Source organism: Streptomyces sp. 3N207 (assembly GCF_052246355.1).
GTDB lineage: Bacteria > Actinomycetota > Actinomycetes > Streptomycetales > Streptomycetaceae > Streptomyces.
In genome coordinates this window covers 1-11734 of record NZ_JBQQBV010000029.1, presented here as the reverse complement: position 1 = coordinate 11734, position 11734 = coordinate 1, and the positions used below count along the sequence as shown (strand labels likewise).

The following is an 11734-nucleotide window of genomic DNA, read 5'->3' as shown; positions in this document are numbered from 1 at the left end:
TGAAACCGTTCGCAAGGCGCCGAATCAGTAACCCCGCGGCGTGTGGTGCTGCGGCGATCGTCAACTCGTCGCACCGCTCTGCCTGGCGTGGCACTATCGTCGGCATGCCAGGATTCATGCCGCCTGAGAAGCTTGCGGCCCGCAAGTCACGTGCGCTCGAAGCGGCCATCGCCGCGGGTCGCGATCTCGGGCTCACGGTGACCGACGCCACCGTGCTCTATGACGTGTTCTCCGTTGTGGTGCACCTCGCTCCGTCACCGGTTGTGGTCCGGGTGCCGACGGTCCTGCCGTCGTACGTCGACGTCGACTCCCAGGCCGCGCAACAGCGGGTGGAGCTCGATGTGGTGAGGTGGCTCGCGGAACAGGGTCACCCGGTTGTTCCGCCGAGTCCGCTCGTGCCACAGGATCCCGTGCAGCGCGACGGATTCTCGATGACGTTCTGGCAGTTCGTCGAGCTGGACAAGAGCATCGAGCCTGATCTCGTGCAGAACGCCCGCCTGGTCGCCGATCTGCACGCCGCACTGCGCGAGTACCCGGGTGAGCTGCCCTTCCTGTCGGCGGCCGAACCGAAGTTCGTCACAGAGGGCCTTGCCACCCTCGAAACGCGTCCCGACCTCGTCGAGCCGGCAGACCTCGACCGTGCGCAACGCGAGTGGGAGATCCTGGAACCCGTCATCGGCTCACGCGCGGGGTTCGAGGCGGCGTTTCCCGGAATCGACTTCCAGCCGATCCATGGGGACGCCCCGGCAGCCAACATCGTCGTTGCGGCGGACGGCGAGCTGTACTCCGACTTCGAGCTGGCCACACTCGGACCGGTCGAGTGGGACTTGGCGGCTCTCGGCCCCGATTGCGAGGCCGCTTACAACTCGGCAGCGCAGCGCCGAGGTCTGCGGCAGTTGGACGAGGGAGTGCTGCGCGTCGTCAACGCTGTAGGCATGTCCCGGGCAGTGGCGTGCCTGGCCCTCGCGCCCCAGTTGCCCATGCTTGTGGAGGCGCTGAAACCGGCCATCGAGCAATGGCGGACGATGCCGCTGGCCGGCGGTCTGGGTGGCTGATCTGGGTGGCTGAGTGCGCGGGCAGGCGCCGTCTCAGCTGGGGGCATGCTCCTCGGTGCCTCGGTGCCTCGGTGGTCGATTGATGTCGAACCGGTGCGCTTCCCTTGGCAGCCGCACAGGGCTCCCCCGCCTGTCGCTCAGTGTGTTGGCCGGGTTACCGTTCTCGCTGTGCATGGGTCGAAGGGGGACGCACGGGGATGGACAACTCCATGACGGGGAAGCAGGCCAGGATGCGTCTGTGGCGGGCCGGTTGCACCGCAGTGGTCCTGCTGACCGCCGTGGCCGGATGCAGTGACGGGGACGGGAACGGCCATCCGGGCGGGAAACCAGCTGCGGACGGCAAGCCGAGCGGTCCGACCCGGCCTGTGCACGACCCCGCCCGTACGTTCGCATCGGGCCAGGGCGTCGTACTGCCCGAGGCAGCGACTTCGGGGCGGCTGACGGTCGGCGGAACGATGAACGAGCCTCCGCCCGTCACGCTGCACAAACAGCGCGCTTTCGTGGCAGGACCGGACAAAGTGCAGGCCGTCGACACGGTCACGGCCAAGCGGACAACAGTCCGACCAGAAGGCACTGCGCTCGAAGAGGTCGACGTGATGGGGGACGAAAACCCGGCGCAGGCCCCCGCCCTCACCAAGAGCGGTGACGGCGCGCTTCTCGTACACCCGTTCATGGTGGAGGTGACCGGCACAGGCACTCAGTCGGATCACGTTGCGGTCGAGATCACGGGTATCGATGCCGACACCGCGAAGGTCAAGTGGCGGATGCCGATCCAGGTCCCGGACTGGGCAGTCGACTCCTACAGTCCCGTCACCGCCACCGCCCACGCCGACAAGAACTTGGCCGCGGTCACCGTCAGCACCGACGACGAATCGATCACCTACGGAGTCGACCTGACACACCGGCGCACGGTATGGAAGAAGAAGGACTTCGAAACCGCGGCGGTATCGGGGCAGACCGTCGTCGGCCTGTCCGACGAGGGCGGCGAACACGAGCGCGTCGTCGCCTACGACATGTCCTCCGAGCGGCGGCTGTGGCGGGGGCAGGACAGCTACGAACTGTCGGCCGAAGCAGCAGGCCCGCACCTCGTCGCCGTACACGGGAGGGACTATGAGGACGGGGACAGCTACGACCGCCTCCTCGACCTGCGTTCCGGAGACGTGGAGAAGGACTTCCCCCCGGATTCCTCCGTCACCACATGCAAGTACGACTCCAAGAGCACCGTCGTGTGCTCCGGCTCCGGCCCCTCAGGGGAGATTGCCATCGCGGTGGACGCCTCCAGCGCGAAGGGGCTGTGGGAGCTGCCGGACAAGAAGAGCGACCGGATCGCACCGGAGGTCTTCGGGGCGTGGCACGGGCGCGTGTACGGCGAGACGAAGAACGGTCCGGTCGCCCTCGACGCCCGCTCCGGCAAGGACGCCCCGGAGAACCCGCGGATCAGCCCCTTCCTGGTCAACGAATCCATCGGCGTGGCACTGGACAAGAGCGGCGACCGGCTCATGGCCTACCCCACGGCCGGCTGAGCAGCCTCCTCGCTCGCCCTGCGCTGAGCACCCTGCGCCGGCCGGGGCTTCCGGCCCGCCGGTCTGCCGCAGTTGAATGCCTGACGATGGACGCATCCGGCCGACCAGCTATCAGGCCGTCCCGTGGTCTTCTTCCCGGCTCACCATTCCCGGCGCGGCTCGCCATTCCCTGGCGCGGCTCGCCATTCCCGGCGCGCGTAGATGCGCACCGCGTCGCGTTCCGCATCGGTGCAGCCGTTCCGGAGCGCCAATGGAACAGCGCCAGACCCCTGGGCGCTACGGCCGGTCTTACGTGGCCAGAGAGAGCGACAGCTCGTGTCGGGTCTCGTCCTTGCCGTTCAGGAAGCCGAAGATCAGGGAGAGCGTGACCGCCCCCGGTGGCGGGGCGGGCCGGACGGAGGCACTGCCCAGGGTGCGGAGGCCGTCGGGAGACAGGCCCTGGGCACCGCCGCCGTCGAGGTACTCGTTGCCGAGGTCGTCCATGGCCTCGACAACTATCGAATAACGGCACGCAAGATGACGCCGCGCGAGGCCCGCGGACAGCCGATGCGCGAGAACCACTCGATCGACCAAGACCGCCACGAGGGGGTCACGCCCGCCCACCAGCAAGAACACCTCAACCGCCGCGCCCGCTGTCGCGCACCAACTCGTCAGTGCACCGCGATTCCGAGGCGCTGTCTCACCCCCATTCGCGAGGGCGCCGATCCTCCGTGACGCCGCCGCGGCGAGGCCGACCTCTTCCAGCAGCTCATCGGCCCGCCGGTCGGGATTGCGGCCGGCGGCGGCGAGCCGACCGACGCAAGTGAGCCCGCATGTCGATGGTGGCGCTGCCTGAGGTCGGACGGTCCAAGCCGACCGCCATACGCATCGTGGACGTCTTGCCCGGGGCGTCAGGTCCGACGAACCCGGTCACCTTCCCGTCCGGGGCGGCGAGCGAGAGGTCATCCACAGCGCTGACCGCCCGATGTCGTTTCGTGAGAGGGAAGGTCTCGATCATTCCGACAACCGCACCCCCGCCTGCGTCCGGGCCACCAGCAACTTTCGTCTGCGACACCGCCACGAAGGTCGGTAGGACCCGCCCCTGCTTCTTGGCCTCGGCCCGGCCAGGGAGCCGCCAGCTCAGGCAGCTCAGCCCCTCCCCTGGGCCACCGATTGCGCCCTGGGAATGCGGTTGTCGACCAGCGCGCCCCCTGACAGGCTGCCGGTGTGATCGCTGCTGATACGTCGAGCTGTCTGATCGTGACGGGGATGCCCGGGGCCGGGAAGTCGACGGTGACCAGGCTGGTCGCCCAGCGTCTGCCACGCTCCGCTCGGCTCGACGGCGACCAGATCAGCAGGCTGATTGTCAGTGGTCGTGTCGGGGCTCTGGGCGAGCCTGCCGACGAAGCAGCGCGGCAAGTGGAGCTGTGTAACCGCAACCTGTGCACGCTGGCGAACGACTTCTCCGATGCCGGCTTCACGCCCGTGATCGACTGGGTGATCCCCGACCGTAAGCAATGGAACTTCTTCCTGAGCCTTCTCCCGGCTCGGCAGGTGCTCTTCGTCGTCCTCTCGCCTGGCATCAACGTTTGCAGGCACCGCAACACCATCAGGGATCCACGCGAGCGGTTCGACTTCGACGGCTATGAAGCCCTTGACGCCGACATGAAGCGCGAGCTCGGCGGGATCGGCTGGTGGTTCGACACCGCGGCTCTCACTCCCGAGGAAACCGCGGATCAGATCATCCACGAAGCTCGCCGGCGCGCTCTGGTGGTCTGACTGCCGCCCGTCGCGACTCTCGGAATGGACAGCCTCGGGGCCCGCTTCCTCTCCTCCACGGCCCACGCCCCCTCCCTTGCCGATCCCGTAGGTCGAGGCGGGCGGGAAGCGGCGGCCAGGTTGTAATAGGCGTGGACGACGCGGAAGAGGGCTTCGGTCTGGGCGTCCACCCGTCCCCTGGCGCGGTTGAGACCGGTTTCGGCGAGGGCTTGGCAGTGCTCCGGCCGGTGGATTTCGAGGCCCTGCATGGCCATCGTTCGCATCACGAAGCCGTCGGTCGTGTCCGAGGAGGCCGGATTCGGTGGCGAGCGCATAGGACTGGAGGTAGTAGTGCTGGGCGGTGCCTTGCTGGCCGGCGTCGTAGCTCTTCCAGCCCGGGAGGTGGACGCGGCTGGCGGCCGAGAGTATCTGCTGACGGACCTCATCGGTGCGGAAACGGGCTCGGCACAGGGGGGCGACGTCATCGGTCGCGCAGGTAGGCGACCAGGGCGCTGCGGCCGTGCTGGCCGCCGTGGCGTTCGTCCATCACGGAGAAGGCGCTGATCATGTCGCGTACGGCGGCTACCTCGGGCATGCCGAGGATGTGGCCGGTGCGGGCGGTGGTCGTGCGGGCGGCAATTCCCTCGACGTGGGAGAGCGGCAGGGCCGGGGGGCCTCCGAGTAGGAGGTTGTCAGGTTCGACGAGCAGTGACCGACATTCTCGCAAGGGAAACCCAGTACGTAAGGCGGAGATGCTGGGGCTGGATTGTTTGGCCAGAGAGGCGCAGACACTCTCGGTAACAGGTGCCGTCGATGTGGTGTCCACGGTTCACTCCGGGGCCACATTCCGTGCACCTGGAATTCTTATGGTCACTCTTCTATCGAGTTGCTGGCCGGGAACCATCTGAGGCTCTTCCTCCGCGCCAGCCGTCTGCAGTAGGCCCGATGCCAAGGATCGAGAAACGTGGATGCATCCAGGAGGCCGAGAGCGATCGTCGGGGTCACCGTGCTGGCCCTTTTCACCCTCCCCGGGTTGACTGCATGCGGGGCCGTCAATGCCTGGTCCGGATCGGCTGAGGACGAGGTGGAGGACCTCGCGGGCAAGGTGAGGGTGGACGGCTCCAGCACTGTCGCCCCGCTGTCCACGGCCGCCGCGCAGTCCTACGCCGCGGAGCAGCCCGGGGTCCAGGTCACCGTGGGAACCTCCGGGACCGGTGGGGGCTTCAAGAAGTTCTGTGCGGGTGCCACGGACATTGCCGATGCCTCGCGCGTGATCAAAGACACGGAGAAGGCGGCATGCGAGAAGAACGACATCAGGCACGACGAACTCTCCGTCGCCAATGACGCCCTGACCGTCGTGGTCAACAAGAACGTGCACTGGGTGGACTGCCTGTCGACCGAGCAGTTGAAGAAGATCTGGGAACCCGGATCCGGGATCACGAACTGGCAGCAGATCGATCCGAGATTCCCCGACGAACCCCTCAAGCTCTTCGGTCCAGACACCGACTCGGGCACTTTCGACTATTTCACCAAGGCCATCAACGGCAAAGAGGGTGCCTCCCGCACCGACTACCGCTCCTCCGCGGACGACAACGACACGGTCCGGGGCGTCTCCGGAGCCCGCGGCGGAATGGGCTACTTCGGCTTCTCCTACTTCGAGGAGAACCAGAGCAACCTCAAATCCCTCATGATCAACGATGGTGGTGGCTGTGTCGTCCCCAGCATCACGAGCGTGCAGAACGGCACATACAAGCCGCTGTCCCGGCCGCTGTTCCTGTATCCCGCCGCGAAGGCGCTCAAGCGTCCGGAGGTGGAGGACTTCGTCGAGTACTTCGTCAAGCATCACGCCCAGATCACGGCGAGCACGCAGTTCATTCCGCTCAACTCGGAGCAGGAGGACAAGCTCAGGGCAGACCTCAAGAGACTGAAGGAAGCGGCCAGGTGATCCCGCGCCCCCGCGGGGCGTGGTCACGAAATTCAGGGAGTCGGCCACTCGATTGCGCCGAGATGATTAGCGGCGGATCCGTGCTGCCCTGCTCCTTGCGGCTCGAGTGGTCGGTGCCATCGAGGGTGGAATAGCGCACGGGCGGTCGAGTGGCCTCGATCGTGGTCAAGTTCGGCGGCAGTCCGGGCAGCGGGATCTGTCAGTGGCAGGCTCCGGCAGACCCGGTGCCACAGGGCGATTCCCCGACAGCCGACAGTCGGCAGAAGCAGGAGGCACTGATCGGGACGTCTGCCCTGGCCTGGGCGAGGCGGAGCTGCTGTTCGATGATGGCGGCCTCTCCCCCGCGGCCCTGCCGGACCAGGCACTCGTGGTAGCCGTGCAGGCTCCAGACGTTGCCCGGGTGCTGTTGGGACCGTGGAATGGTGCCGTCCAGGCCCAAGTCGGCCCGGTACACCGCTGCGGCCTCCTCGACGTGGCCTTGCTCCAACAGCAGTGCCCCGTAGGCGTGTCGGGTCGGCTGCATCCACCCCCAGGGTTCGTCGTAGGGAAGGTTGTCATCGAGTTCGATCGACCGTCGCAGCGCGGCGTAGGCATCATCGACGTTCCCCTTGCGGTACTCCACCTCGCCCTCCAACATCGCGGCCGCCACCGCGAGGATGTCCTGACAGGTGTTGTTGAACAGCGTGCGCGACTCCGGGACCCTCCCGGCTGCCTCCTCGAAGAGCGCCCGCTGCGCGTCGGCCGCCTCCACCCGGCCGGAGGCGGCGTGGGCGATTGCCTTCGCGTAGTGCATCATCGCCGTGGTCACGCAGTAGAGCTCGGGATCCCTCGGCAGTTCTGCGTCGATGATCTCCTGCCACATGCCGAAGCGGATCAGCACGTGCATGCGCATGGGGAGAAGGCCCTCGAGCCAGTCCGCCATCGGTGGCACCTGGACACGGAGGAGCTCCTCAGGAATCGCCGCCTCGAGTTCGCTGCACGTCTGCAGCGCGACTGCCCGCCGTCCGAGGAACATCGAACCGTAGATCTTGAAGTGATAGTTGTGGCAGCGGTAGAGCGTGTAGAAGTTCATCGGGCCGGAACGCGTCACGAACTTCTCATCCGCCTCGATCGCACGCGCGTTGGAGGACACCACACGGGAGTAGTCACCGCAAAGGACGTCCAGGTGTGTGGGCATGTGCTGCAGGTGGCCGGCATCGGGGACGAGATCGCGCAGTCGATCGGCCATCGGCAGGGCCTGCTCCGGCACGGACGACATCTCCATCAGGTGGATGTACATGTGCAGCACACCCGGGTGATCCGGCCCGCCCGACAGTTCCAGTGCACGGTCAAGTACGGCACGCGCCTCCACAGCAAAGGATCCCGGGGTCGGCTCACCGGTCCGCTGGTCCCACAGCTGCCACGGGGTGAGGTTCAGCAGCGCGTCGGCAAACAGCGTGATCACGTCGAGATCCTCGGAATGTGCGGCGTACACCGGGCGCATCGCCTCGGCGTAACGGTGGTTCCACCCCGAGAGGTCCGACACCGGCTCCGGCTGGGGATAACGATGCCGGAGCGCGCTGATGAGCGCCCGCTCGACGGGGGTGGCCCTGTGCGCGAGACGTTCCGCCTGGGCAGACGCCTCGAACGCCCGGGAGACGCTCGTCTCGAGATCGGCCGGGTCGAAGCGTTCCCAGGGCTTGTTGTAGTTGGGTCCCAAGGCGTAGGCGATACCCCAGGAGGCCATGGCACACTCCGGGTCGAGCTCGCGGGTCCGCTCAAAGCAGTCGATCGCTTCCTCGTGGTTGAAGGCATAGCTCCACATCAGGCCGCGGTCGAACCAGGTCTGTGCCTCACCCACCCCGGTCGACACCGTTCGGGTGTAACGGCCGAGGTCGTAGTAGTCAGTCATCGAGCCTCCCTCCGCTGCCATCGCCGAGGCCGGAGTAGGCGGTGGCTCCCTACCGTTGGCCTGGCTCCGTTCCCGTGCGCCGGCGATATCCAGCTCCGGCGCTGTCTGCACAGTCCCTCTCCGCCGCGTTGAAGAGCTTGAGTGCAGAGCCCCGTGCACCGGAGCTGCCGGCGCACCGGCTGCGGCCAAGAGCGCCGCTTCGGCGATCTACTCCTTGGTCACGCCCGCCATCTTCGCAGGGGGTGACGTGGTCCTCGGTGCAATACACGCGCTGGGTGATGAGCACACCTGCTGACGGCGATCAGCTCACGTACTTCTGCGGCACCGGCCCGGCTCTCGTACAGCTACGGCGAACGGACATGTCGTACCCACACACGCAACGCGCCCCCGGTCCCACTTGGTCACTGGTGCGATCGCCTTTGCCCCGCCTCCTGACACCGCTGCAGCAAATGCGTACACCTTGCCCTGGCGGCCGTGACGCCCCGCCCAGCGGGAAGTTCGGGGTTGCGATGCAGGTCAACCGGCACCATTCCGAGCCTGCGCAGCGCGCCCGCATCCGCCTCGTCCGCCGTTACAGCGAACCGTTGGGGTGGCGATCGCCGTCCAGTCATCTGCTCTTGCTGACTGCCCGTGCGCGACGAACACCCTTCCGTGGTTTCCACCGCGTCCTCTGCGAGTTCCAGGACGTACGTATGCATGGCAACCGCAAGCCTCACCTGCGCGTCCTTGAACGAGCTGACCGGCTTCTGCGGATTCGGCTCAACGGTGTAGTGCCTGGGGACCAGGTGACGCAGACACCATGAAGGTGTGCGCTTCTGCCTCCGGCGGAAAGATCTACGGCAAGGGCTACACCAGGGGTTCGGCAAATGGTGCAGTGGTGTGGATAGAGGCAGTCAACACGTCCACTGGTAAGACGTACGGTGCTCACGTGGGAAAGACCCTTTCCAAGAAGGTGCCGCGCGGTCGCTATGAGGTGACCTTCTACCGTGGCGATGGGCAGGGCGCCGTCGACAGCCCTGCGGTGAAGGTCTGAGCCTGATCCTGATTTCCTGCTGACGGTGGGTTGTTGGCGGACTGAGGACAATGACCCACCGCTCAGTTCAGAATCCGGCGGTGCGAGGTAAGCGGCTGTGCAGCAGCTCGCGTCGCGAGCGTCGGTCAGGTGGCCGGGGGGGCGCCGCCGGTGCGTGGACGTGCTGCGGATTGTGCGCCAAGAGCGCCTTGAGCGGTCGGATGGCGATTCCTCATCGGAGGCCGAGCCATCGGGGGGCGTGGGGCGGCGAATCGTACGGAGTCACGAACGCCCAGTCGTTGCTCCTGCCGGTGACCCATTCGAGGGTTGCTGGACGGCGGCGCTCTCTCCATCGATGGTCGGACTGCTGTGGCGGGCTAGCGTGACGTACCGCCCGCGCAGGTGCACCTCACGAGCCGTGGAACGGCCGTTCGAGCGCTCTGGCGGTTTCCCAGCGAACAAGCAGAGGAAGGGCCTGATATGTCCAACCACTTCACCGGCCTCAGCCTTGGGCCGCCGCTCGGCGACCAGCGCCTCGATCTGTGCGACCTGTATGCCTTCGGGGTACCCAGCGATCCGGGCAGGACCGTTCTCATCCTCAACGCCAATCCCAACGCCGATGCCCTGCACCCCGACGCGGTGTACCGACTGAACATCGACAACGACGGCGACTATCTGACCGACATCGCTTTCAGCTGGGTCTTCAGCCCGCCGGCAGCCGACGGCTCCCAGACCTACAGCGTCTTCATGGCAACGGGTGCAGAGTCGCGCAGGGCCGAGGCGGTCGGCACCGAGATCGTTTCTGACGCCGCCGTCTCTTTCGGCCCCCAGGCCAACGTGGTCAGCAGCGGCAACTACCAGGTGGCCGCCGGCAGCCGCAGTGACGCCTTCTTCTTCGACGCCGACGGCATCCAGGCATTGTTCGACACCAGCGGCGGCCGGAATTTCACCGCACCCCATCTGGGCGGTCAGTCCCCATGGACCGGTGTCGACGCCAACAGCACGGCCAACGTCTTCTCCATGGCGCTCGAACTGCCGACCGCGGAGCTGGCGCCCAAGCCCGAGCTGCACATCTGGGGCCGGTGCAGCGTCCTGCGCGACGGCGAACTCGTCCACGTGGACCGGGCCGGGCATCCGTCGGTGAGTAGCTTCTTCAACACCGACGACACGAAGGAGGAGTACAACGCCAGCGAGCCGGTCAACGACCGGGCCAGGTGGACGGACCAGTTCGTCCACCTGCTGGGTCACACCGGCGGCTACACCCGCGAGGAGGCGATCACCGCGCTCGACGAGCACGGCATCCTGCCGGACGTGCTGCACTTCGACCCCTCCAAGCCCGCCGCGTACCCTAACGGCCGGACGTTCACGGAGGACGTCATCGACATCCGCGTCGCATTCCTCACCAAGAACGAGGCGCCGCCCACCGGTTTGACGCCGCACACCGACATCCTGGACAGGTTCCCGTACCTCGGCGACCCGCATACACCAGCGAGCTCCTGACGACGACCCGTCAGGCCCGTCAGGAGACACCCCGGGACTCCGGTCGACCGTGCGGTACTGGTAGGACTCAGCCCTCCCGCCGTACTTCTCGGCGGCATGCCTGAATCAGGGTCGGCGTTGAGGGGCCTGCCCTCTTGGCCCAGTCGTTCCGCCTCGCGCCGGCCAGCGCGAATGCGCCCCTGGTCCGCGCGCCGGTCCTGCGGTGGCGCTCCGCCCACCAGTGGCAGATGGAGCGCCTACGCCGAGGCCGGAAGCCGGAAACGGGTACTGGCAGGAATCAGCCAAGGCTGCGGCTGCATCTAGCGCCGCCCTGGCCCCCCATCAGTAATTGAAGCCCGCGATCCCGAAGCCGTCCTTCTTCTGCGCCTCGCGGAACCAGTCGACGCAACTCTCGATCGCCTCCCGCACCTCGCGGTCCACGGCCTGGCGCTGGTCCGGGGTGGTGTTCTCCCACTGCGTCAGCGCCTCTCGGCATTCCTGCGGGCTCCACTCCCCGTACGTCGGCACCCATTCGGGCCGCGGGAGCGGCGAGGGAGGAAAGCCGTACGTGAACTCCGTCAGCTCGACGGCCTTGATGTCCAGCTGAGCGAGCCCGGCATCGACATCCTCCAGCCAACTGCCCCGGTACGGTGAGAAGTCGTTGTTGAACAGCGCCTTGCCATAGAACTCGCAGACCAACTGGTAGGCGTATCCGTACTGGAAGCCGTATCGGTCATCGAAGGGCCCGCCGTCGATCACCGCGCGCAGCGCCTCGTAGCGGCTGGGCGCGCCCTGCTCGATCTCGTGGGAGAACTGCTCGTCGGCGGAGGCTATATGGCGTTTGAAGCGGCCGCCGATCATCCGCCGTAGCTTCACATCACCGGAGCCGATCGCGCCCCGTACGACACTCAAGTCCACCAGATACACACTCAATCCCATGCTCATGACCGGGCATCCTAACCAGCGGCACTGACATTTAGCTTTGGCGTTGGCCCTTCGGGATCTTCGGGGGCTGCGTAGGGTGCGTCGGGTCCGGTTCCTCCGGCACGGCTGGATCACTGACCGAAGCGTCTGCTTGCGGGCGACTTCTCA

The 11734-nt window shown here is 66.8% G+C and carries 9 protein-coding genes; 5 read left to right on the top strand and 4 right to left on the bottom strand.

Annotated features, from left to right (window positions below):
- Nucleotides 1-104: 104 nt before the first annotated feature.
- Entirely contained in the window at nucleotides 105-1055 is a 951-nt protein-coding gene (locus ACTWP9_RS31605; protein ID WP_443249754.1) for a phosphotransferase family protein, read from the top strand.
- Between the two features lie 209 nt (nucleotides 1056-1264).
- Nucleotides 1265-2578, top strand: coding sequence for a hypothetical protein (locus ACTWP9_RS31600; protein WP_443249753.1), 1314 nt, complete (start codon nucleotides 1265-1267; stop codon nucleotides 2576-2578).
- Between the two features lie 288 nt (nucleotides 2579-2866).
- Here the strand turns inward: ACTWP9_RS31600 and ACTWP9_RS31595 are convergent, their stop codons facing one another.
- Together ACTWP9_RS31595 and ACTWP9_RS31590 are read right to left on the bottom strand one after the other, a co-directional pair.
- On the bottom strand, nucleotides 2867-3061 hold the full coding sequence (locus ACTWP9_RS31595) for a hypothetical protein (RefSeq protein WP_443249752.1): 195 nt from the start codon (nucleotides 3059-3061) through the stop codon (nucleotides 2867-2869).
- Nucleotides 3062-3326: 265 nt separating this feature from the next.
- A complete protein-coding gene (locus ACTWP9_RS31590) occupies nucleotides 3327-3575 on the bottom strand; it encodes an ATP-binding cassette domain-containing protein (RefSeq protein ID WP_443249751.1) in 249 nt (82 codons plus the stop codon).
- 209 nt (nucleotides 3576-3784) lie between these two features.
- Between ACTWP9_RS31590 and ACTWP9_RS31585 the strand changes: the two genes are divergently transcribed.
- Together ACTWP9_RS31585 and ACTWP9_RS31580 are read left to right on the top strand one after the other, a co-directional pair.
- Entirely contained in the window at nucleotides 3785-4336 is a 552-nt protein-coding gene (locus tag ACTWP9_RS31585; RefSeq protein WP_443249750.1) for an AAA family ATPase, read from the top strand.
- 943 nt (nucleotides 4337-5279) lie between these two features.
- Nucleotides 5280-6260 carry a PstS family phosphate ABC transporter substrate-binding protein gene (locus ACTWP9_RS31580; RefSeq protein WP_443249749.1) on the top strand — a complete coding sequence of 327 codons (981 nt, stop codon included), beginning with the start codon at nucleotides 5280-5282 and terminating at the stop codon, nucleotides 6258-6260.
- 199 nt (nucleotides 6261-6459) lie between these two features.
- On the opposite strand, the gene ACTWP9_RS31575 is transcribed toward ACTWP9_RS31580, so the two are convergent.
- Nucleotides 6460-8151 (bottom strand): hypothetical protein, encoded by a 1692-nt coding sequence (locus tag ACTWP9_RS31575; protein ID WP_443249748.1) that lies wholly within the window; start codon nucleotides 8149-8151, stop codon nucleotides 6460-6462.
- Nucleotides 8152-9643: 1492 nt separating this feature from the next.
- Here ACTWP9_RS31575 and ACTWP9_RS31570 point away from each other — a divergent pair.
- Nucleotides 9644-10663, top strand: coding sequence for a DUF4331 family protein (locus ACTWP9_RS31570; protein ID WP_443249747.1), 1020 nt, complete (start codon nucleotides 9644-9646; stop codon nucleotides 10661-10663).
- A 321-nt stretch (nucleotides 10664-10984) separates the two neighbouring features.
- Here the strand turns inward: ACTWP9_RS31570 and ACTWP9_RS31565 are convergent, their stop codons facing one another.
- Nucleotides 10985-11587: a DUF7691 family protein gene (locus tag ACTWP9_RS31565; RefSeq protein WP_443249746.1), complete on the bottom strand. Its 603-nt coding sequence runs from the start codon at nucleotides 11585-11587 to the stop codon at nucleotides 10985-10987.
- Nucleotides 11588-11734: the final 147 nt, after the last annotated feature.